The organism is Stutzerimonas kunmingensis, assembly GCF_900114065.1.
GTDB lineage: Bacteria > Pseudomonadota > Gammaproteobacteria > Pseudomonadales > Pseudomonadaceae > Stutzerimonas > Stutzerimonas kunmingensis.
Window position 1 is genome coordinate 393,533 of the sequence record NZ_FORS01000002.1, and the last position, 21,347, is coordinate 414,879.

The following is a 21,347-nucleotide window of genomic DNA, read 5'->3' on the forward strand; positions in this document are numbered from 1 at the left end:
CGGCTTATCCATGGCGTTGCTCGAAGTCCGCCATGAACCCCACCAGCTGTTGCACACCCGATACTGGCATCGCGTTGTATAGGCTGGCCCGCACGCCGCCAAAGGCGGCATGCCCGCGCAGATGGGTCAGGCCGCGTTGCTCGGCCTGGTCAAGAAAGATCTCGGTCAGCCCTGCGTCGGCCAGTTGAAAGCAGACATTGATCGACGAGCGATCCTGGATTTTCTGCGGGCAGTGGTAGAGATCGCTGTTGTCGATGTAGCGGTACAGCAGCGCGCTTTTTTGTCGAGCAGCCGTTGCCATCGTCTCTACGCCGCCTCGTTGCTTGATCCAGCGCAGCATCAATGCAGCGACATACAGGGTGAAGGTCGGTGGTGTATTGAAACGGCTCTGTTGCTCGGCTTGGACCGCATAGCTGAATGCGGCTGGGAGGCCAGCTGGCGGTGCTTGCAGAAGATCGTCGCGCACGATGACGACGCACAGCCCGGCTGCACCCAGGTTCTTCTGCGTGCTGGCGTAGATCACTCCGAAGCGCTCGACTGGAACGGGGCGAGTGAGGAAATCCGACGTCATGTCCACAACCAGGGGCACCGGGAGCGCGGGAAACTCCTGCAGTTGCAGTCCATTGGCGGTTTCGTTGCTGGTGATATGGCAGTAGCCAGCGAGTGGATCGAGCCGCCAGTGCGCTGGTGAGGGCAGGGCGGTGAAGTCCTGATCCGCCCCACTGGCGATGACGTTCACTGGTGCGTGACGGCGGCCCTCGGCAATTGCCTTGCGAGCCCAGTGGCCGCTTTCCAGGTAGTCCGCGCCTTGTCCCGGGCGCAGCAGATTGAGCGGCAACAGGCCGAGCTGAGCCGATGCGCCGCCTTGCATGAAAAGCACGCGATAGTTGCTCGGAATCTCCAGTAGTGCGCGCAGGTCGGCTTCGGTTTCAGCCATCAGCTGTTTGAAGGCGCTGCTGGTGAAGGGCTGCTCCAGTATGGAGAGTCCGCTGCCACGCCAGTCCTGCATTTCCTCGCGGATCTGCGCTAGCACTTCGGTAGGCAGCATCGCCGGGCCGGCAGCGAAATTGTAGTGCCCGGACCGCTCAGAATAGATGCAGGCCATGACTACCACTCGCCATGAGGAACAGCAGGGGAAAGGACAGGATCGTGTTGCTGCGCGACGAAAGGAAGGTGATCCGCGAGCAGCGCACACGCTCCTCCAATGTCGCTGGGACGAAGCCGAGTAGCTTCTTCTGATGCGGCCAGAGCACCAGCCAGAGGTTGAGCAGCATCAGCGTGCCAATCCAGGCACCAAGACCGATCACCGCCAGTGGGCCCTGCAGCAGCAGCGCGTCGACCAGCCAGCCGCGCTGCCAGAGCATGAGCATGCCGGACGCCCAGACCACCGCTGAAGCGTAGCGGAAGATGCCATGCTCACGTTTCATCCGCGCTTCCAGATCGCTGTTCAGCGTAGCGGTGTCGATGCCGTTCTGCAGTGGCACGAAACGCGGGTTCTGGATGAAGTTGGCATAGTTGTGCCCGACCCAGACCAGTGCGAACAGTAGGTGCGCATAGCGGGCCAGCAGATCGAGGATCGGCAACTGCATGCTCACGTCACCAGCCAGTAACGCAGTAACAGGTAGCAGCCGAGCGTCAGCGCGAGTCCGGCGCTGACGGTGCCGCCGAACGAGTCATGGGGCAGTTTCAAGTTCCACCCCCTGACTGGCCTGTCGGGCGATCAGCGTGCCTTGCGGGCGCGTGGCATCCTGCGCCAGTTCAACGGCCTGGCGAATCAGCTGGTGATGTGGGGATTTACTGCAGGCCGGGTCGGTGTTGGCACCGTTGCCGGTCAGCAGCAGCGCCTGGCAGCGACACCCGCCGAAATCCTTTTCCTTATCGTCACAGCTGCGGCAGGGTTCGGGCATCCAGGCGTCGCCGCGGTAGAGGTTGAACACCGGCGAGTCGTGCCAGATCTGCTCCAGTCGTTGCTGACGCACGTTGGGGAAGGCGAGGTTCTTGAAGTTGCTGGCCTGGGAGCAGGGAAGCACGTTGCCGTTCGGCGCGATAGTGACGTGAATGGCGCCCCAGCCATTCATGCAGGCCTTGGGGCGACCTTCGTAATAGTCGGGGATGACAAAGAAGATGGTCAGGCGATTGCCATAACGCTCACGCGCCTTGTGCACCTCGTCTTCGGCTCTCTGCAACTCGGCATGGGTCGGCATCAGCGCATCGCGGTTGAGCAGTGCCCAGTTGTAGTACTGCACGTTCGCCAGCTCGAGGTACTCGACTCCCAGTTCGACGGCGAACTCGATGATGTCCGGCACCTGAGCGATGTTCTGCCGGGTCATCGGTACGTTGAGCACCATGGGGAAGTCCATTGACTTGATCAGGCGTGCCATGCCGAGCTTGCGCTCCAGGGCATCGACGCCGGCCAGCTGACGTGCCACGTCACGGTCGGTGGACTGGAAACCGAGCTGGATGTGGCGTAGTCCGGCATCCTTCAGGGCGCGTAGGCGCGCCTCGGTCAGTCCAATGCCGGAAGTGATCAGGTTGGTGTAGTAACCCATGCGGTCAGCCTCGGCGACAAGCGTTTCGAGGTCCTTGCGTAGCGTGGGCTCGCCGCCGGAGAAGCCGATCTGCATCGCGCCCATGGCGCGGGCCTGGGCCATCACGTCGATCCACTCGGCGGTGCTCAACTCATCCTGACGGTAATCGGCAAAGTTGCGTGGATTACTGCAGAACACGCACTGCAACGGGCATTGGTAGGTCAGCTCCAGTAGCAGCCAGACCGGGTTGCCGCTGCCGTCAAGCCTTAACTCGGATCCAGCCCTTGCCATGGGACACCTCCAGGAAGTTCAGGACGCCGTTGCGAATCGTGTCGACGTCGGATGCGTTGTAGCTGAGGGCCAGCTGGTCGATCAGCTCGGCGACGCTGGTCTTGCCGTCGCAGCGCTGCAGAATCTCGCCGCCAGTGGCGTTCAGCTTGACGATGCCTTCGGGGTACAACAGTACGTGGGCATGCTGTGAGTCTTCCCAGCGAAAGAGGAAGGGCGGGCGGATCTCGTAACAGCTGGCGGGCAAAATTTTTGTCGTTGTCATCATGTCCATCCTCGCTCGACCGGCGTGAAGCCATGTGCGATCACGCCGGTCAGGGGCTCAGCGTACGTAGACGTACGCAGTGACTTCGAAGCCCAGACGCAGGTCGCAGAAGTCCGGATTGATCCACTGCATGGCGTATCTCCTCATTGGTTGGAGTCAGGAAAAGCAATGTCGCACCCCGAAGCTAAGGCGCTTTGCCACGGCGACTAATAAGACTTTGGGGTTGGTTTTGCCGCCTTTTGGTCGCGCTTTTCTTGCGTTGCGGGAGAATTTGCGCTGTGGGTCGGTGTCCTTGTTCAGCGTCATTTTTAAGGTGCTATTCAAGGCCTATTCTGCTCGGCTTTTTTCTCCCGCTTCGGCCTGCCCGAACCAATCGCAAACCGCCATCAACGCTGCCTCTGCGCCTTGCCATCTACTACCAAATGAGGAGCCCTCCGCTGCCATGGGTGCATACCGGAGCGAAGACCCCACTGCCTAAGATCGGTCCATGTCCTGTGCACCTTCCGGCACAGGCTCCGACAAGCAGAAGAAGAGAGGCCCATCATGATCTACGCCCAGCCCGGTACCGCAGGCGCCGTCGTATCCTTCAAGCCGCGCTACGGCAATTACATCGGTGGTGAATTCCTCCCGCCGGTCAAAGGCGAGTACTTCGTCAACACCTCGCCGGTAAATGGTGAAGTCATTGCCGAGTTCCCGCGTTCGGGCGCCGAAGACATTGAGAAGGCGCTGGACGCGGCACATGCCGCTGCCGATGCCTGGGGCAAGACCTCGGTGCAGGACCGCGCGCTGATTCTGCTGAAGATCGCCGATCGCATCGAAGCCAACCTGGAAAAACTCGCTGTCGCTGAAACCTGGGACAACGGCAAGGCCGTCCGTGAAACCCTGAACGCCGACGTGCCGCTGGCTGCCGACCACTTCCGCTACTTCGCTGGCTGCATCCGCGCCCAGGAAGGCAGCGCCGCCGAGATCAACGAGCACACCGCGGCCTATCACTTCCATGAGCCGCTGGGTGTTGTCGGCCAGATCATCCCGTGGAACTTCCCGCTGCTGATGGCCGCCTGGAAACTGGCTCCGGCCCTGGCTGCCGGTAACTGCATCGTGCTCAAGCCGGCCGAGCAGACCCCGCTGTCGATCATGGTATTCATCGAAGTCGTCGGTGACCTCCTGCCGCCGGGCGTACTGAACATCGTCCAGGGCTTCGGTCGCGAAGCTGGTCAGGCGCTGGCCACCAGCACCCGCATCGCCAAAATCGCCTTCACCGGCTCGACCCCGGTCGGCTCGCACATCATGCGCTGCGCCGCCGAGAACATCATTCCGAGCACCGTGGAGCTGGGTGGCAAGAGCCCGAACATCTTCTTCGAAGACATCATGAATGCTGAGCCGGCGTTCATCGAGAAAGCCGCTGAAGGGCTGGTGCTGGCGTTCTTCAACCAGGGCGAGGTCTGCACCTGCCCGTCCCGTGCGGTGATTCAGGAGTCGATCTTCGAGCCCTTCATGGAAGTGGTGATGAAGAAAATCCTGCAGATCAAGCGCGGCGACCCGCTGGATACCGACACCATGGTCGGCGCCCAGGCGTCCGAGCAGCAGTTCGACAAGATCCTGTCCTACATGGATATCGCGCGCGAGGAAGGCGGCCAGATCCTCACTGGTGGCGCGGCAGAGAAGCTCGAAGGTGGCCTGGCGACCGGTTACTACGTGCAGCCGACCCTGATCAAGGGTCACAACAAGATGCGCGTATTCCAGGAAGAAATCTTCGGACCGGTGGTGGCCGTGACCACCTTCAAGGACGAAGCCGAAGCGCTGGCCATCGCCAACGACAGCGAATTCGGCCTGGGTGCCGGCCTCTGGACCCGCGACATCAACCGTGCCTACCGCATGGGCCGCGCCATCAAGGCCGGTCGCGTCTGGACCAACTGCTACCACCTGTACCCGGCGCACGCAGCCTTCGGTGGCTACAAGAAGTCCGGCGTTGGTCGCGAAAACCACAAGATGATGCTCGACCACTACCAGCAGACCAAGAACCTGCTGGTCAGCTACGACATCAATCCACTCGGATTCTTCTGATGAGGGCCCCGGCGTGTGAGCTCCAGCGCGCCGGTTTATTTTGCTACGCACGTCATGTGCAGGGACCTGCGCCGCTTCTGCTGTAATCCCCCTCGAACCGAGCGCAAGGTTCCTATCGCAACGCGGCTCCGGCCGCGTTTTTTTTTTTTTGCCCGGTGGCGAACCAGCCATCGCTTGCATCGAACTCCCCGCCGCCGATACGCCTCCCATCAACATGCCCTGTGCCGAAGATGAGGAGAACCCCATGTCGCAACTGCTCGAACCCTGTTCGCTAAAACACCTGAAGCTGCGCAATCGCGCGGCCGTTGCGCCGATGACCCGCGTCAGCGCCGAAGCTGAGGGTGCTGCCAATGAATTGATGCGCGACTACTACGCCTCGTTCGCCAAGGGTGGCTTCGGCATGGTCATCAGCGAAGGCATCTATACCGATACGGCCTACAGCCAGGGTTACTTCAACCAGCCGGGGCTTGCTACGGAAGCGCACCGGGACAGCTGGCGGCTGGTAGTCGACGCCGTGCACGACGCTGGCGCCGCTTTCGTTGCCCAGCTCATGCATGGCGGCGCGCAGACCCAGGGCAACATCCATCATGCCCGGCACGTTGCGCCATCGGCGGTGCAGCCCGGCGGGTCGCAGCTGACCTTCTACGGTGGCGAAGGACCCTATGCGACGCCCGCGCAGATCAGCGAGGACGAGATTCAGGAAGCCATCGCCGGGTTTGCCCAGGCCGCGCGCCATGCCCGTGAGGCCGGCTTCGACGGTGTCGAACTGCACGGCGCGAACGGCTATCTGCTGCACGAGTTCATCAGCGCCGGGTTCAACCGGCGCGATGATCACTGGGGAGGCGATTACCTCGGTCGACTGCGGTTGCCGCTGGCCGTCATCGCTGCGGTGCGGGCAGCGGTCGGCAATGACTTCGTGGTTGGCATGCGCCTGTCGCAGAGCATGGTGAGCGACAGCCAGCTGAAATGGGAGGGTGGGGTGGACGAAGCCCGGCAGCGTTTCCGCGCACTGGCTGATGCTGGCCTTGATTATCTGCACGTTACCGAGCCGGACGTCGCTGCGCCGGCGTTTGGCGACGGGCCGAGCTTCGCTGCGATCGCAAAGGGCAGCGTATCGATCCCGGTTATCGGCAACGGCGGCATCGTCACGGGCGAGCAAGCTGAAAAGTTGTTGACTCAGGGAGACATGGACTTGGTCGCGGTCGGAAAGGCCGCGCTGGCGAACAACGACTGGCCGCAGCGAATCGCGCAGGGACTGCCGCTCAACGAATTCGACGGCACGATGTTCGTACCCATGGCGACCATCACCAATGAACTGGCCTGGCGTAATGCCAATGGTCGGTCGGCGCTGGGTTCAAGTTGACAGCGCACCAGGGCCGGGCGTTAGCTGGTAAACGAAACGCAGCAATGACAGCCGTCTGTCGGGCACTACCAAGGCACGGCGCTGTCTCCTTCCAAAGTACCATTCTGCTCGAGGCAGAACAGGGGGCTTAATTGGGCTGTCGGAATCTTCCGGCACCATAAAAAGAGGACCGACCTATGTGGACTAAACCCGCCTTCACCGACATGCGTATTGGTTTCGAAGTCACCATGTACTTCGCAAATCGTTGATCGATCAGCCCCGGCTCCGGCCGGGGCTTCGCTTTTGGGGGCTGTCCATGTTCATCCGTATTCTTGGTTCCGCTGCGGGCGGCGGTTTTCCGCAGTGGAACTGCAATTGCGCCAACTGCGCCGGCCTGCGCGCCGGCACGCTCAATGCGAAGGCGCGTACCCAGTCGTCGATCGCCATCAGTGATAACGGTGTCGACTGGATTCTGTGTAATGCCTCGCCGGACATCCGCACTCAGCTGGAGTCGTTCCCGACGCTGCAGCCGGCCCGTGCGCCACGCGATACCGCCATCGGTGCCATCGTTCTGCTGGACAGCCAGATCGATCACACCACCGGCCTGCTGACGCTGCGTGAAGGTTGCCCGCATGAGGTCTGGTGCACCGAGATGGTCCATCAGGATCTGACCACCGGGTTCCCGCTGTTCAACATGCTCGAACACTGGAACGGCGGCTTGAAATGGAACTCCATCGCCCTGACCGGCAGCTTCACCATTCCCTGTTGCCCGAACCTGCACATCACGCCGATTCCGTTGCGCAGCTCCGCGCCGCCATATTCGCCGCACCGCAATGACCCGCATCCCGGTGACAACATCGGCCTGCTGATCGAGGACCGCAAAACCGGTGGCACGCTGTTCTATGCGCCGGGGTTGGGCAAGGTCAGCGACGAACTGCTGGAAACCATGCGCCAGGCGGATTGCCTGCTGGTCGACGGCACTCTGTGGCGTGATGACGAAATGCTCGTGCGCGAGGTCGGCACCAAGCTCGGCAGCGAGATGGGACACCTGCAGCAGAGCGGCCCGGGGGGCATGATCGAGGTGCTCGACGGCATGCCCGCGGTTCGCAAGATCCTCATCCACATCAACAACACCAATCCGATCCTCGATGAAGATTCCGTCGAACGCGAAATCCTCGGCGAGCATGGAATCGAAGTGTCCTTCGATGGCATGAACATCGAGCTATAGCACCCGAATCGCGGCCTTCAGCCGCCTGGTGCTGCGATACGAACATCGGAACGATAAGAAAAGGAAAGACACTGCCATGATCCTGCCAGCCATGAGCCCCGCGGAATTCGAACAGGCGCTGCGCGCCAAGGGCGAGTACTACCATATCCATCACCCGTTCCACCGGGCCATGTACGCCGGGCAGGCGACACGCGAGCAGATTCAGGGCTGGGTCGCCAACCGTTTCTACTATCAGGTCTGCATTCCGGTGAAGGATGCGGCGATCATGGCCAACTGCCCGGATCGCGACACCCGTCGGGAGTGGATCCAGCGCATCATCGATCACGACGGCGCGCCGGGGGAAGAGGGTGGTATCGAAGCCTGGTTGCGACTCGCCGAATCCGTAGGTCTGGATCGCGAGCAGGTGCTGTCGCAGCAACTGGTGCTGCCCGGTGTGAGGTTCGCCGTGGATGCCTACGTCAACTTCGCCCGTCGCGCCAGCTGGCAGGAGGCCGCAAGCAGCTCGCTGACCGAGCTCTTCGCCCCGACGATCCACCAGTCGCGCCTCGATAGCTGGCCGCAGCACTATCCTTGGATCGATGCCTCCGGCTACGACTACTTCCGCAAGCGCCTGAAGGAAGCCCGACGCGATGTCGAGCACGGTCTGCGGATCACCCTGGAGCACTACCGCACCCGCGAGGCGCAGGAGCGTATGCTGGAGATCCTGCAGTTCAAACTCGACGTGCTCTGGAGCATGCTCGACGCCATGAGCATGGCCTACGAACTGGATCGCCCGCCGTACCACACCGTGACACGCGAGCGTATCTGGCACAAGGGCATCAGCCTGTAGGCACGCGTTCCGTGGGCAGATCCTGCCCACCCATGAGGCATTCGGCCCCTGTAGAGTGGACCGCCTGACGACCATGACCACGTGGCCAGGCAGCAACCTGCCCACTGGCGAGACAATGATGATGAGCGATATTCAACTGACCCAGATTCCAGCGTTGCGCCGTGGTTTCCGCTTCCAGTGGGAGCCCGCGCAGAACTGCCATGTGCTGCTCTACCCGGAAGGCATGATCAAGCTCAACGAGAGCGCTGCGGCGGTACTGACCGAAGTGGACGGGACGCGTAGCGTCGGTGCGATCGTTGCCGATCTGCAGGCTCGCTTTCCCGAGGCCGAAGGGATTCAAGAAGATATCGTTGCGTTCCTGGAGGTTGCCGTTGAACGGTTCTGGATCGAGCTTCGCTAAACCCGGCTACGAGCCCGGCCCGCCGCTCTGGCTGCTGGCGGAGCTGACCTATCGTTGCCCGTTGCAGTGCCCGTACTGCTCCAATCCGCTGGACTTCGCCCGTAGTCATGAAGAACTGAGCACCGCCGAGTGGATCGAGGTGTTCCGCCAGGCACGCGAGATGGGCGCGGCCCAGCTGGGTTTTTCCGGCGGCGAACCATTGGTGCGCCAGGACCTGGCCGAGCTGATCGAGGCGGCACGGGGACTCGGCTATTACACCAACCTGATCACATCCGGCATCGGCCTCACCGAAGAGAAGATCGCCAGCTTCGCCGAGGCCGGCCTGGACCATATCCAGATCAGTTTCCAGGCTGCCGACGAGGAAGTGAACAACCTGCTCGCCGGCTCGAAGAAGGCCTTTGCTCACAAACTGGAAATGGCCAGAGCGGTGAAGAAGCACGGCTACCCGATGGTGCTCAACTTCGTCACCCACCGGCACAACATCGACAACATCGACCAGATCATTCGGCTGTGCATCGAGCTCGAAGCCGATTTTGTCGAACTCGCCACCTGCCAGTTCTACGGCTGGGCGGAACTGAACCGTGCCGGGTTGCTGCCGAGCAAGGAACAGCTGGTACGTGCCGAGCGCATCACCAACGAGTGGCGCGACAAGCTCGCCGCCCAAAACCATCCGTGCAAGCTGATCTTCGTGACGCCCGATTACTACGAAGAACGCCCGAAGGCCTGCATGAACGGCTGGGGCAACCTGTTTCTCGATATCACGCCGGACGGCACGGCGTTGCCTTGTCACAGTGCGCGCCAACTGCCTGTTGAATTCCCCAACGTACGTGAGCACAGCATCGAGCACATCTGGCGACACTCCTTCGGCTTCAACAAGTTCCGCGGCTACGACTGGATGCCCGAACCCTGCCGCAGTTGCGACGAGAAGGAACGCGACTTCGGCGGCTGCCGTTGCCAGGCCTTCATGCTCACCGGCGATGCCGCCAATGCCGATCCCGTGTGCAGCAAATCGGCGCACCACGGCAAGATACTTGCGGCTCGCGATCAGGCAGACCACGGCGCGCTGGGGCTCGATCAGCTGCAGCATCGTAACGAGAAGGCTTCCAAGCTCATCCTCAAGGTATGAAATCGCCCCGCAACGATTCGTCAATGCTTCATCCATCCGCCGCGGTGCTGCCCTATGGCTTCTGGCCCAGCGCCTGGAGCGCCGAGGCCGCCGCGGCCGCCAGCCAGGACTATGCCGAGCTGCGGGCCGGTCACGGGGGGCTGTTCTGGGTCGAGTACGACCCCGTTCAAGGGCGCTGCACGCTGTGGTTCTGGCAGGCCGGCAGCGCACGCTGCCTGACCCCGGACGGCTTCTCGGTACGCAGTCGCGTCTATGAATACGGCGGCGGCGCGTTCTGTCTGACCGGTCAGGGCATCGCCTTCGTCAACGAGGCAGATCAGCAGATCTACTTGCAGCTGACCGATGACGCCGAGACCGCGCCGCCAATCGCGCTGACCGCGGCGCCTGAACGCCGTTATGGCGATCTGCAACATGATCCCGTCAGTGATGCGATTCTGGCGCTGGAGGAATCCCGTGAGACCGTTGGCGTCGTGCATCGTCTGGTGAGTATCTCCATGGTCGATGGTGCGCGTCGCGTTGTTGTGGAGGGCGCCGACTTCTATGCCGCTGCGATGCTCAGTCCGGACGGTGCACGGCTGGCTTGGATCGAATGGGATCGTCCCGAGCAGCCCTGGACTTCGTCGCGCCTGTGCGCAGCTGAACGCCTGCCTAACGAGCGTTGGGGCAACAGGCAATGCCTGGCAGGCGCGGATGGAGGCGAGTCCTTGCAACAGCCACGCTTCGCCTCCGACGGACGGCTGTTCTGCCTCAGCGATCGTCTGGGTTTCTGGCAGCCTTTCTATGAGGCAGACGGCCAGCTGCGTCGGTATTCGCTGACGGCATGCGGAGAGGCGGACGAGGCGCAGGACTTCGACTGCGCACCGGCGCCCTGGCAGCTGGGCACCACCAGCTACCTGCCACTGGCTGGTGGCGGCCTGTTGTTGACGCATATGGTCGATGGTTATGGCTGGCTGTTCGAGCACGCTGCCGATGGCAGCCGGCGACAACTGGCAGCGGATTTCACCCGTTGCCGCCAATTGGCCGCCAGCCAGACCCACGTATTCTGTATCGCTGGCGCTCCGGAACGAGCGCCAGCGGTACTTGCCATCGAAAGGGCCAGTGGAGCGGTGCAGATTCTCGCCGGCGGAGTGCAGCCGCTGTCGGCCAGTCATTTGTCGCGCCCGCAGTCCATGCGCTTTCCGACCGGCGATGGCGAGGTCGCACATGCTTTCTTTTACTCACCCGCCAATGCGAACTGCCGCGGCGAGCCGGGGGCCTTGCCACCGCTGGTGGTATTCGCCCATGGCGGGCCGACTTCGGCGAGCTATCCGGTATTCGATCCACGCATTCAGTACTGGACCCAACGCGGCTTCGCCGTGGTCGACGTGAACTATCGCGGCAGCAGCGGCTTCGGGCGGGTCTATCGACAGCGATTGCGCGAGCAGTGGGGGATTGTCGACGTGGAAGATACCTGCCAGGCCGCACTAGCACTGGTGGAACAGGGCGCGGTCGATCCGCAGCGCTTGTTCATCCGTGGCTCCAGTGCCGGTGGCTTCACGGCCTTGAGTGCGCTGGCTGCGACAGCGCTGTTTCGCGGCGGCGCCAGTCTGTACGGCGTTAGCGATCCGCTGGCACTGCGGCGGGTAACGCACAAGTTCGAAGGCGATTACCTCGACTGGCTGATTGGCGATCCGCAGCAGGTGCCGGAGCGCTTTCGGGAGCGCGCCCCTCTGCACAATGCCGACCGAATCGGTGCGTCGGTCATCTTCCTGCAGGGCGGGCAGGACGCGGTGGTGCTACCTGAGCAGACCGAATCGATGGTCGCGGCCTTGCGTGATCGTGGCATCGAGGTGGAGTACCGCCTGTACCCCGATGAGCGCCACGGGTTTCGACAGGCAGCCAACCTTGCGGATGCGCTGCAAGGGGAATTGCGCTTCTACCAACAGCTGCTCTGAAGCGTTTCGCCGGACGGGTGGCGCGGCCAGCCATTTGATGCATTGCTTTACCTGATCAATGCAGTAGGCTTGCACCCGTTAGTTACAAAAAATAAAAAAGGCCGTAGTCATGAGCCCGAATATCAGCCTCCAGCGCAAGTTCGTCTCTCCAGAAATCATCTTCGGTGCCGGCTGTCGCCACAGTGTCGGCACCTGTGCGGCCAACTTCGGCGCGCGAAAGGTGCTGGTGGTATCCGACCCCGGCGTCGTGAAGGCAGGCTGGGTGGCTGACGTGCAGGCCAGTCTCGACCGGCAGAACATCGAACATTGCTTGTTCACCGGCGTTTCGCCCAATCCCCGTTGCGAAGAGGTGATGCTCGGCGCCGAGCTGTATCGCAGCGAAGGCTGCAACGTGATCGTCGCGGTAGGCGGTGGCAGCCCAATGGACTGCGCGAAGGGTATCGGCATCGTCGCGGCGCATGGGCGCCATATCTATGAATTCGAAGGGGTGGATACGCTGCGCGTGCCCAGCCCACCGCTGATCCTGATTCCTACGACTGCCGGGACCTCGGCGGATGTTTCGCAGTTCGTGATCATTTCCAACCAGGAAGAGCGGATGAAGTTCTCCATCGTCAGCAAGGCGGCAGTGCCGGACGTCTCGTTGATCGATCCAGAAACCACGCTGAGCATGGACCCGTTTCTTTCGGCCTGTACCGGTATTGATGCGCTGGTGCACGCGATCGAGGCATTCGTGTCGACTGGTCATGGGCCACTGACCGACCCGCACGCGCTGGAAGCCATGCGACTGATCAACGGCAATCTTGCGCAAATGATCGCCAATCCGGCGGATATCGCGCTGCGCGAGCAGATCATGCTCGGCAGCATGCAGGCCGGGCTGGCCTTCTCCAACGCGATCCTCGGTGCGGTGCATGCCATGTCCCACAGCCTCGGCGGCTATCTCGATCTGCCCCATGGCGTTTGCAACGCCGTGCTGGTCGAACATGTCGTCGCATTCAATTACGACGCCTCGCCGGACCGCTACCGCAAGGTCGCTGAAACGTTGGGCATCGATTCGCGCGGGCTGAATCACCGTCAGGTTCGCGAGCGCTTGGTGCAGCATCTGATTGATCTCAAGCAGCAGATCGGCTTCCGCGAAACGCTCAGCCTGCACGGGGTGAACCTTTCCGATATTCCGTTCCTGTCGCAACATGCGATGCAGGACCCCTGCATCCTGACCAATCCACGCTCGTCGACGCAGCGGGACGTCGAGGTCGTCTATGCCGAAGCCCTCTGATGACCAGCATCAGGCCCTGGCGCAACTGCTCGGCTTCGGCAGCCATTCCGCACGCAAGAGTCATTACCCTGAACTGGTGGCGCGCCTGGAAGAGCTGGAAGGGGAGCGCAATCGCTACAAATGGCTGTTCGAGCACGCCGTGCACGGCATCTTCCAGGCCAGCATCCACGAAGGTATTCGTGCCGCCAACCCCGCCTTGGCGCGCATGCTCAATTACGACACCCCGGAAGAGGCGCTGTGGGCGCTGACCGATCTGTCCCATCATCTATTCATCGGCGGTGAGGAGGAGCTGCGGCAGATCCGCCATATCCTGAGCCAGCAGCATGGTTTGTTCGGCTACGAGACGCGCCTGCGCCGCAAGGATGGCAGCGCCATCTACGTGATCATGAACCTGCTGCTCAAGCCGGACGAAGACGGCCTGGTGGAAGGCTTCGTCGCCGACGTGACCGAGCGCAAGCTGGCGCAGTTGCGTCTGCTGCAGCTCAACGAAGAGCTTGAGCAGCGCGTCGCCGAGCGCACCAGTGAACTGCGTGAAGCCCGCGATGCGGCGGAAGCCGCCAATCTGAGCAAGGATAAGTACCTCGCCGCAGCCAGCCACGACCTGCTGCAGCCGCTCAACGCCGCGCGCCTGCTGATCTCGACCTTGCGTGAACGCCAATTGCCGCAGAACGAGCTGCATCTGGTTGAGCGGGCCCACCAGGCCCTGGAAGGCGCCGAAGACCTACTGACCGATCTGCTCGATATCTCCAAGCTCGATCAGGCCGCGATTGAACCGGACATCGATATCTACTCGCTGGACGATGTCCTGCTGCCGCTGGTGTCGGAGTTCCAGTCGGTCGCTGCTGCCGCGGGGTTGCAGTTGAAGCACTACATCCCGCGAGTCGCCATCAAGACCGATTTCCGCCTGCTGACGCGAATCCTACGAAATTTCCTCAGCAATGCCTGCCGTTATACCGATCAGGGCTCTGTACTGGTGGGTGCGCGCACGCGCGCCGGGGCGCTGCGTATTGAGGTCTGGGACACCGGTCGGGGCATTCCTGAGGAGGAGCTGGGTTCGATCTTTCTCGAATTCAATCAGCTCGGGATCGGCCGATCCGCGAAACGCAGTGGGGTAGGGCTGGGGCTGGCCATCGTCGACCGTATCGCCAGCATGCTCGGCTACCAGGTGCTGGTGCGCTCGAAACCGGGACGTGGTTCGGTGTTCAGTATCGACGTACCGCTGGCCGAAGCGATGCCCCGCGAGCGGGTTGCGGCTCCGACGGTCGTGCCGCAGCTGGGCGATCCACTGCCCGGGCGGCGCCTGCTGGTGATCGACAACGAGGAGAGCATCCTGCTGAGCATGGCTGCCTTGCTCGAACAGTGGGGCTGCACGGTGGTGACTGCCACCGATGAGCAAAGCGCAATGACGGCGCTGGATGGAGTCGCGCCGGACGCGATCCTCGCCGATTACCATCTGGATCGCGGTCTGACCGGCTGGGACGTCGTGCTCGCGGTGCGAGGACGCTTCGCACAGGCGCTGCCGGCGGTGATGATCACCGCCGATCGCAGTGACCAATGCCGCCAGCAACTGCAGGGCTGCGGCGTGCCTGTGCTGAACAAGCCAGTCAAGCCCGGCAAGATGCGTTCGGTGCTCAGCCATCTGCTCGCCGGCAATGGCAATGGCAATGGCAATGGCAATGGCGGCGGACAGGATTCGGGCTGACACGATCTGGATCAAGTTTTAGCGGGCGCCGGCTCGGCTAGACTCCTCGCCATGAAAGCCCATCTGCGTCTGCTACTCGTCCTGTTGATCAGCCTCGCGCTCCCCGTGAGCAGCATGGCTGCGCTCGAACAGAGCGCAGAACCGTGCCAGATGCAAAGCGACATGGAGAGCTCCGGGCATCTCGCACACCAGGCTGAAGCTCAGCACGAGGACGCGCATTCGCACGATGGCAATCCACTGTGGGAAAGCGGCCACCAGTGCAAGACCGGCAGCATGTTGCAGGCGGGCATAGCGCAGCCGCATCTGACCGCCTCGCTGCCGCAACTCGCAGTTCATTACCCCGAGTTCTTTCCCGCCCGCTCCAACGCCGACGTCTGGCGTCCTCCGCGTTACTGATTCCATCGCTGACCTGACTCGCCCCACGCTCATGCGTTGAGGCGCTGTAGGCATGCCGTTGCGGTATGCAGGAAACCGAGGAATCCAATCCATGATCTCCCGATTGATAGGGAAATACCGGCCGTTCGCGGGCGTGGTGTTTGTCGCCGCGTTCGGCCTGCCCGGCGCAGCCACCGGGCTGACATTCGACGATGCCCTGAGCCTCGCGCAACAGCAGGCGCCGTCGCTACGTGCCGAGGCATCGAGGCTGCAAGCCGCGCGTAGCGAAGCCGTCGCTGCGGGCGAGCTGCCCGACCCGAAACTGCTGCTGGGCCTGCAGAACGTGCCGATTGAGGGCGCCGAGCGCTGGAGCCTCGATGAGGACGGCATGACCATGCGCATGGTTGGCCTCATGCAGGAAGTTCCGAACCGCGACAAGCGCAAGGCACGCAGCGATGCGGCACAGGCGTCTGTCCAGCGCGCAGGTGCCTCGCGCGAGGTGGAAGCCCTCAGGGTGCGTCTGGCGACTGCCCAGGCGTGGATCGCCACCCACGCGGTGGAACGCAAGATTCGGCTGTTCGACCAGTTGTTCGAGGAGAACCGCCTGCTCGCCGAAGCAATTCGGGCGCGTATCGCTGGCGGGCGCGGGCAGCTGACCGACAGCGTCGCGGCGAAGCAACAGGCGGCGTTATTGGCTGATCGCCAGGGCGAACTGGAGCAGCAGCGCCGCCAGGCACGCGCGGCGCTGGTGCGCTGGGTTGGCAGCGATGGCAATCGACCGCTGTTCGGCGAACCGCCGCGCTGGGCGATTGCCCCTGAACAACTGGCGCAGCGGGTCGGCCAGCACCCGCAACTGACCGCCTATGCGCCGATGACCCAGGCGGCGCAGGCACGCATCCGTGAGGCGACCGCCGAGAAACAGGTCGACTGGAGCTGGGAGGTCAGTTACCTCAAGCGCGGTCGCGAGTACGGCGACATGGTCAACCTGCAGTTCAGTTTCGACCTGCCGGTGTTTCAGCGCTCGCGGCAGAACCCGCGGATCGCCGCCCGCTACGCAGAGCTCGATCAACTGGAAGCCGAACGCGAAGCCATGACGCGCGAATTCGTGGAGCGGCTGGACGTCGAGCTGGCCGAGCTGGATCGCTTGCAGCGCGCACTTGAACGCAACGCAGAGGTGCTGCTGCCGCTGGGAGAGGAAAAGGTGGAGCTGGCCATGGCCGGCTATCGCGCCGGGACCAGCGAACTGGAAGCGGTGCTGGCAGCGCGCAACGAACTGATCGAGACCCGCCTTGAACACATCGACCTGCAGGGTCTGGTAGCCATCGCGGCTGCGCGCCTGCACTTCGCTTACGGAGAAGCCAAATGAGCCGGAATGTTCTCGCAAGCGTCACGCTGGCCGGGGTGACGGCGCTGATCGGCGCGGGTGCCGGCTACTGGCTGGCCAGCTCTGATGACCAGGTTTCCGAACCACTCGCATCCGCGGTCGAGAGTGACGCCCAGGTGCTGTACTGGTACGACCCGATGGTGCCGCAGCACCGTTTCGAAAAGCCCGGCAAGTCACCGTTCATGGATATGGACCTGGTGCCGCGCTACGCCAATGAGGACGGCGATGTCGCCACCATCAGTATCGATGCCGGCATCACGCAGAACCTTGGTATTCGCCTGACAACCGTCAGCCGCGGACAGCTGGTGAATGTGATCGAAGCGGTCGGCGTGCTCGAATACAACGCGCGTGATGTCGCGCTGGTTCAGGCTCGAGCCGGCGGGTTCGTCGAGCGCGTCTATCGGCATGCGCCAGGCGATGTGCTGGACAAGGGCGCAGCGCTGGCCGACCTGTTGATTCCCGAGTGGTCGGCCGCTCAGGAGGAATACCTGGCCCTGCGGCGAATCGGAGAACCAGCGCTGCTGGCGGCCGCACGGCAGCGCCTGCGTCTGGCCGGCATGCCGGCATCGACCATCAGCCAGCTCGAACGCAGTGGCAAGGTCAACGCGTCCGTTACCATTTCCACCCCGATCGGCGGCGTACTGCAGGAGCTGGATGTTCGCGAAGGGATGACGCTTGCGGCTGGTGCGCCGCTCGCGCGGATCAATGGGCTGGACAGCGTCTGGCTGGAAGTGGCGGTGCCAGAGGCGCAGAGCCAGGGTATCCGCGTCGGCCAGCGCGCCACTGCGCGGCTGCCGGCGCTGCCGGGCCAGCTCATCGAGGGTGAGATCACCGCGGTGCTGCCGGAAGCCAATGCTGCAAGCCGTACCCTGCGTGTGCGGGTAGAGCTGCCCAATCCGGACGGGCTGCTGCGGCCCGGGCTGACGGCTCAGGCCAGCTTGGCCGGTGGCGACGATGCGTCGGTTCTGCTGATTCCCGGCGAGGCGGTCATTCGAACCGGGCGTCGCAGCCTGGTAATGCTGGCCGAGCCCGGCGGCCGCTATCGCCCGGTGGAAGTCGAGACCGGGCGGGAGAGCGGCAGCCAGACCGTCGTCCTCCGCGGCCTGGAGGAGGGTCAGCAGGTGGTCGCATCCGGCCAGTTCCTGCTGGACTCCGAAGCCAGCTTGCGCGGCATCGTCGCGCCGCCCGCGGCCAGTGATACGCAGCACGATCATGATCACGGCCATGCTCAGCCGGCACCGACGCTGCATGAATCCGAAGGCCGCGTCATGGAGCTCGCCGATGCCCGCGTGAAGATCGCACACGGCCCGTTCCACACGCTTGGCATGCCCGGCATGACCATGGCGTTCGCGGTGGCCGATGCGGCATTGCTGCAGGACATCGAGGTCGAAGACGGGGTCCGTTTCGCCGTTCGGGAAACCGATGCAGGCCTGCTGGTCGAGCGAATTCAGCCGCTGGAGAGGCAGCCATGATCGCCGCGCTGATTCGCTGGTCCGTCCTCAATCGGTTCCTGGTGCTGATGGCGACATTGCTGATGACTGCCGTGGGCATCTGGGCAGTGCGTACCACGCCGATCGACGCGCTGCCTGATCTGTCGGACGTGCAGGTGATCATCCGCACGCCCTATCCGGGGCAGGCGCCGCAGATCGTCGAGAACCAGGTGACCTATCCACTGACCACCACCATGCTTTCGGTGCCTGGGGCAAAGACGGTGCGCGGCTATTCGTTCTTCGGCGACAGCTTCGTCTATGTGCTGTTCGAGGACGGTACTGATCTCTACTGGGCGCGTTCGCGGGTGCTGGAGTACCTGAGTCAGGTGCAGAGCCGGCTGCCCGCCAGCGCCAAGCCATCTCTCGGGCCGGACGCTACCGGGGTCGGCTGGATCTACCAGTACGCGTTGGTCGACCGCAGCGGCACGCACGATCTCGCGCAACTACGCAGTGTGCAGGACTGGTTCCTCAAGTACGAACTCATCACGCTGCCCAACGTGGCCGAGGTGGCGACCATCGGTGGCATGGTCAAGCAGTATCAGGTCGTGCTCGATCCACTGAAGATGGCCAGCCTTGCCGTCACCCAGGCGCAGGTCATCGAGGCCATCGGCATGGCCAACCAGGAAACTGGCGGCGCAGTACTCGAATTGGCCGAAACCGAATACATGGTCCGCGCCTCCGGCTACCTGCAGACGCTCGAGGATTTTCGCCAGATTCCACTGCAGCTGAGCGCCAGGGGCGTGCCGGTCACGCTGGGCGATGTGGCGCATATCCAGCTCGGCCCGGAAATGCGTCGGGGCATCGCAGAGCTCGACGGGGAAGGGGAAACGGTCGGCGGGGTGGTGATCCTGCGCAGCGGCAAGAACGCGCGGGAAACCCTGGCCGCCGTACACGCCAAGCTCGAAGAGCTGAAAAGCAGCCTGCCCGAGGGTGTCGAAATCGTCACCACCTACGACCGCAGCGAGCTGATCGACCGCGCGGTGGAGAACCTCAGCTTCAAGCTGCTGGAGGAATTCGTCGTCGTCGCACTGGTGTGCGGCATCTTCCTTTGGCACTTGCGCTCTTCGCTGGTGGCGATCGTCTCGCTGCCCATCGGCATATTGATCGCCTTCGCCGTGATGCGTTACCAGGGCATCAACGCCAACATCATGTCGCTGGGCGGTATTGCCATCGCCATCGGTGCGATGGTTGACGCGGCGGTGGTGATGATCGAGAACGCGCACAAGAAGGCCGAGGCCTGGCGCCACGCCAATCCGGGCAAGGAGCTGGAGGGTGAAGAGCACTGGCAGGTCATGACCAGCGCAGCGCAGGAGGTCGGCCCGGCGCTGTTCTTCTGTCTGCTGATCATCACGCTGTCGTTCATCCCGGTATTCACCCTCGAGGCACAAGAGGGGCGTCTGTTCGGACCGCTGGCGTTTACCAAGACCTACGCAATGGCGGCCGCGGCCGGGCTTTCGGTGACGCTGGTGCCGGTATTGATGGGCTACTGGATTCGCGGCAAGTTGCCGGACGAGGCGCGTAATCCACTCAATCGCGGGCTGATCCGGGTCTATCGCCCCGCATTGAACACCGTTCTCGAACACCCGAAGATCACCATTGCGGTAGCCGTGCTGGTCCTGGCTACGACGCTGTGGCCGATGTCGCGCCTGGGAGGTGAGTTTCTTCCGCCCATGGACGAGGGCGATCTGCTTTACATGCCTTCGGCGCTGCCGGGCCTGTCGGCACAGAAGGCAGCCCAGCTGCTGCAGCAGACTGACCGCATGATCCGCACGGTTCCGGAAGTCGAAACCGTGTTCGGCAAGGCCGGCCGCGCCGAGTCGGCGACCGATCCGGCGCCGCTGGAGATGTTCGAGACCACCATCCGCTTCAAACCGCGAGAGCAGTGGCGCGTCGGCATGACGCCGGAAAAGCTGATCGACGAGCTGGACCGGGCTGTGCAGGTGCCAGGCCTGACCAATATCTGGATTCCGCCGATCCGCAATCGCATCGACATGCTTGCCACCGGCATCAAGAGCCCGATCGGTGTGAAGATCGCCGGCGCCAATCTGGAGGAGATCGACCGTGTCAGCCAGCAGGTCGAGGCCGTTGCCAGAAAGGTGCCGGGTGTCAGTTCAGCGCTGGCCGAGCGCCTGGTCGGCGGGCGTTACGTCGATATCGATATCGATCGTCAGGACGCCGCCCGCTATGGGCTGAACATCGCCGATGTCCAGTCCATCGTTTCCAGCGCCATCGGTGGCGAAACCGTCGGTGAGACCATTGAGGGCCTTGCGCGATATCCGATCAGCGTTCGCTATCCTCGTGAATGGCGCGATACCCCCCAGCGGCTGGAGCAGCTACCGATCCTCACGCCGCAGGGCAGCCAGATCACCCTGGGCAGTGTGGCGCGAGTGCGCATAAGCGACGGTCCGCCGATGCTGCGCAGCGAGAATGCGCGGCTGGCGGGTTGGGTTTACGTCGATGTGCGCGGCCGGGATATCGCGTCGGTCGTCGCCGATCTGCGCGATGCGGTGAGCAGCGAAGTCAGCCTGCTGCCCGGCATGAGCCTGGCCTACTCGGGCCAGTTCGAGTTTCTCGAGCGCGCCAACGAGCGCCTCAAGCTGGTCGTGCCCGCGACATTGCTGATCATCTTCTTCCTCCTCTACCTGACCTTCGGCCGGCTGGATGAGGCCGTGCTGATCATGCTGACCCTGCCGTTCGCGCTGACCGGCGGCGTCTGGTTCCTCTATCTGATGGATTACAACCTGTCGGTGGCCACCGGCGTCGGCTTCATCGCACTGGCGGGAGTCGCTGCGGAATTCGGCGTGATCATGCTGCTATATCTGAAGAACGCCTGGGCCGATCAGCAGCGCGACGGGCTGAACGGCGAGGCCGCGCTGTGCGAAGCAATCCGCGAAGGTGCGGTGCAGCGGGTACGCCCGAAGGCGATGACCGTTGCAGTGATTGTCGCCGGTCTTTTGCCGATCCTGCTGGGAGCGGGCACCGGCAGCGAAGTGATGAGCCGCATCGCGGCACCGATGGTCGGCGGCATGCTGAGTGCGCCGCTGCTGTCGCTGTTCGTCATCCCGGCCGCCTATCGTTTGATGCGCAGGCCCAGGAGAGGAACACAGACGCGGTAGGCT

Annotated in this window: 19 protein-coding genes; 14 read left to right on the forward strand and 5 right to left on the reverse strand. The window is 63.1% G+C overall.

Annotation, left to right across the window (positions count from 1 at the left end):
• Positions 1-4 precede the first annotated feature (4 nt).
• The 5 genes from serC to pqqA (BM275_RS06300) form a co-directional block, all read right to left on the reverse strand.
• Positions 5-1,105 carry a 3-phosphoserine/phosphohydroxythreonine transaminase gene (gene serC, locus BM275_RS06280; RefSeq protein ID WP_090520061.1) on the reverse strand — a complete coding sequence of 367 codons (1,101 nt, stop codon included), beginning with the start codon at positions 1,103-1,105 and terminating at the stop codon, positions 5-7.
• On the reverse strand, positions 1,086-1,589 hold the full coding sequence (locus tag BM275_RS06285; protein WP_014820278.1) for a urate hydroxylase PuuD: 504 nt from the start codon (positions 1,587-1,589) through the stop codon (positions 1,086-1,088). The genes serC and BM275_RS06285 overlap by 20 nt, the downstream gene beginning before the upstream one ends.
• 84 nt (positions 1,590-1,673) lie before the next feature.
• Positions 1,674-2,819 (reverse strand): pyrroloquinoline quinone biosynthesis protein PqqE, encoded by a 1,146-nt coding sequence (pqqE, locus tag BM275_RS06290; RefSeq protein ID WP_090520064.1) that lies wholly within the window; start codon positions 2,817-2,819, stop codon positions 1,674-1,676.
• A complete protein-coding gene (gene pqqD / locus BM275_RS06295; protein WP_014820276.1) occupies positions 2,788-3,081 on the reverse strand; it encodes a pyrroloquinoline quinone biosynthesis peptide chaperone PqqD in 294 nt (97 codons plus the stop codon). Before pqqD (BM275_RS06295) ends, pqqE (BM275_RS06290) begins: the two co-directional genes overlap by 32 nt.
• Positions 3,082-3,138: 57 nt before the next feature.
• Positions 3,139-3,228, reverse strand: a complete 90-nt coding sequence (gene pqqA / locus BM275_RS06300; RefSeq protein ID WP_194291615.1) for a pyrroloquinoline quinone precursor peptide PqqA — start codon at positions 3,226-3,228, stop codon at positions 3,139-3,141.
• A 396-nt stretch (positions 3,229-3,624) separates the two neighbouring features.
• Between pqqA (BM275_RS06300) and exaC the strand changes: the two genes are divergently transcribed.
• The 14 genes from exaC (at position 3,625) to BM275_RS06370 (ending at position 21,344) form a co-directional block, all read left to right on the forward strand.
• The gene (gene exaC / locus BM275_RS06305; RefSeq protein ID WP_090520066.1) at positions 3,625-5,145 is read left to right on the forward strand and encodes an acetaldehyde dehydrogenase ExaC; all 1,521 of its coding nucleotides are present in this window, start codon (positions 3,625-3,627) and stop codon (positions 5,143-5,145) included.
• A 244-nt stretch (positions 5,146-5,389) separates the two neighbouring features.
• The gene (locus tag BM275_RS06310; RefSeq protein ID WP_090520067.1) at positions 5,390-6,508 is read left to right on the forward strand and encodes an oxidoreductase; all 1,119 of its coding nucleotides are present in this window, start codon (positions 5,390-5,392) and stop codon (positions 6,506-6,508) included.
• A gap of 176 nt (positions 6,509-6,684) precedes the next feature.
• Positions 6,685-6,756, forward strand: a complete 72-nt coding sequence (gene pqqA / locus BM275_RS06315; protein ID WP_003284930.1) for a pyrroloquinoline quinone precursor peptide PqqA — start codon at positions 6,685-6,687, stop codon at positions 6,754-6,756.
• Between the two features lie 47 nt (positions 6,757-6,803).
• The gene (gene pqqB / locus BM275_RS06320) at positions 6,804-7,715 is read left to right on the forward strand and encodes a pyrroloquinoline quinone biosynthesis protein PqqB (RefSeq protein ID WP_090520069.1); all 912 of its coding nucleotides are present in this window, start codon (positions 6,804-6,806) and stop codon (positions 7,713-7,715) included.
• 76 nt (positions 7,716-7,791) lie between these two features.
• Complete coding sequence (pqqC, locus tag BM275_RS06325; protein ID WP_090520071.1) at positions 7,792-8,544, forward strand: pyrroloquinoline-quinone synthase PqqC; 753 nt, start codon at positions 7,792-7,794, stop codon at positions 8,542-8,544.
• A gap of 121 nt (positions 8,545-8,665) precedes the next feature.
• On the forward strand, positions 8,666-8,944 hold the full coding sequence (gene pqqD / locus BM275_RS06330) for a pyrroloquinoline quinone biosynthesis peptide chaperone PqqD (protein ID WP_090520516.1): 279 nt from the start codon (positions 8,666-8,668) through the stop codon (positions 8,942-8,944).
• A complete protein-coding gene (gene pqqE, locus BM275_RS06335) occupies positions 8,916-10,070 on the forward strand; it encodes a pyrroloquinoline quinone biosynthesis protein PqqE (RefSeq protein WP_045666517.1) in 1,155 nt (384 codons plus the stop codon). The genes pqqD (BM275_RS06330) and pqqE (BM275_RS06335) overlap by 29 nt, the downstream gene beginning before the upstream one ends.
• Before the next feature lie 23 nt (positions 10,071-10,093).
• On the forward strand, positions 10,094-12,004 hold the full coding sequence (locus tag BM275_RS06340; RefSeq protein WP_419723454.1) for an alpha/beta hydrolase family protein: 1,911 nt from the start codon (positions 10,094-10,096) through the stop codon (positions 12,002-12,004).
• 109 nt (positions 12,005-12,113) lie between these two features.
• Positions 12,114-13,277, forward strand: a complete 1,164-nt coding sequence (gene ercA, locus BM275_RS06345) for an alcohol dehydrogenase-like regulatory protein ErcA (protein WP_023446617.1) — start codon at positions 12,114-12,116, stop codon at positions 13,275-13,277.
• Entirely contained in the window at positions 13,261-14,979 is a 1,719-nt protein-coding gene (locus BM275_RS06350) for a PAS domain-containing hybrid sensor histidine kinase/response regulator (protein ID WP_090520075.1), read from the forward strand. The genes ercA and BM275_RS06350 overlap by 17 nt, the downstream gene beginning before the upstream one ends.
• A gap of 51 nt (positions 14,980-15,030) precedes the next feature.
• Positions 15,031-15,375, forward strand: coding sequence for a hypothetical protein (locus BM275_RS06355; RefSeq protein WP_090520079.1), 345 nt, complete (start codon positions 15,031-15,033; stop codon positions 15,373-15,375).
• A 91-nt stretch (positions 15,376-15,466) separates the two neighbouring features.
• Positions 15,467-16,720: a TolC family protein gene (locus BM275_RS06360; RefSeq protein WP_090520081.1), complete on the forward strand. Its 1,254-nt coding sequence runs from the start codon at positions 15,467-15,469 to the stop codon at positions 16,718-16,720.
• Positions 16,717-18,210 (forward strand): efflux RND transporter periplasmic adaptor subunit, encoded by a 1,494-nt coding sequence (locus BM275_RS06365; protein ID WP_090520085.1) that lies wholly within the window; start codon positions 16,717-16,719, stop codon positions 18,208-18,210. Before BM275_RS06360 ends, BM275_RS06365 begins: the two co-directional genes overlap by 4 nt.
• Positions 18,207-21,344 carry an efflux RND transporter permease subunit gene (locus BM275_RS06370; protein ID WP_090520087.1) on the forward strand — a complete coding sequence of 1,046 codons (3,138 nt, stop codon included), beginning with the start codon at positions 18,207-18,209 and terminating at the stop codon, positions 21,342-21,344. Before BM275_RS06365 ends, BM275_RS06370 begins: the two co-directional genes overlap by 4 nt.
• Positions 21,345-21,347 lie beyond the last annotated feature (3 nt).

Bases quoted from the DNA above. Each gene is read 5' to 3' on its own strand.
- exaC (WP_090520066.1), top strand. From the start codon at position 3,625: ATGATCTACGCCCAGCCCGGTACCGCAGGCGCCGTCGTATCCTTCAAG.
- BM275_RS06285 (WP_014820278.1), bottom strand. From the start codon at position 1,589: ATGCAGTTGCCGATCCTCGATCTGCTGGCCCGCTATGCGCACCTACTG.
- BM275_RS06365 (WP_090520085.1), top strand. From the start codon at position 16,717: ATGAGCCGGAATGTTCTCGCAAGCGTCACGCTGGCCGGGGTGACGGCG.
- pqqE (WP_090520064.1), bottom strand. From the start codon at position 2,819: ATGGCAAGGGCTGGATCCGAGTTAAGGCTTGACGGCAGCGGCAACCCG.
- serC (WP_090520061.1), bottom strand. From the start codon at position 1,105: ATGGCCTGCATCTATTCTGAGCGGTCCGGGCACTACAATTTCGCTGCC.
- BM275_RS06340 (WP_419723454.1), top strand. From the start codon at position 10,094: ATGCTTCATCCATCCGCCGCGGTGCTGCCCTATGGCTTCTGGCCCAGC.
- BM275_RS06350 (WP_090520075.1), top strand. From the start codon at position 13,261: ATGCCGAAGCCCTCTGATGACCAGCATCAGGCCCTGGCGCAACTGCTC.
- pqqA (WP_194291615.1), bottom strand. From the start codon at position 3,228: ATGAGGAGATACGCCATGCAGTGGATCAATCCGGACTTCTGCGACCTG.
- pqqD (WP_014820276.1), bottom strand. From the start codon at position 3,081: ATGACAACGACAAAAATTTTGCCCGCCAGCTGTTACGAGATCCGCCCG.
- ercA (WP_023446617.1), top strand. From the start codon at position 12,114: ATGAGCCCGAATATCAGCCTCCAGCGCAAGTTCGTCTCTCCAGAAATC.
- pqqC (WP_090520071.1), top strand. From the start codon at position 7,792: ATGATCCTGCCAGCCATGAGCCCCGCGGAATTCGAACAGGCGCTGCGC.
- BM275_RS06355 (WP_090520079.1), top strand. From the start codon at position 15,031: ATGAAAGCCCATCTGCGTCTGCTACTCGTCCTGTTGATCAGCCTCGCG.
- pqqD (WP_090520516.1), top strand. From the start codon at position 8,666: ATGAGCGATATTCAACTGACCCAGATTCCAGCGTTGCGCCGTGGTTTC.
- BM275_RS06360 (WP_090520081.1), top strand. From the start codon at position 15,467: ATGATCTCCCGATTGATAGGGAAATACCGGCCGTTCGCGGGCGTGGTG.
- pqqB (WP_090520069.1), top strand. From the start codon at position 6,804: ATGTTCATCCGTATTCTTGGTTCCGCTGCGGGCGGCGGTTTTCCGCAG.
- BM275_RS06310 (WP_090520067.1), top strand. From the start codon at position 5,390: ATGTCGCAACTGCTCGAACCCTGTTCGCTAAAACACCTGAAGCTGCGC.
- BM275_RS06370 (WP_090520087.1), top strand. From the start codon at position 18,207: ATGATCGCCGCGCTGATTCGCTGGTCCGTCCTCAATCGGTTCCTGGTG.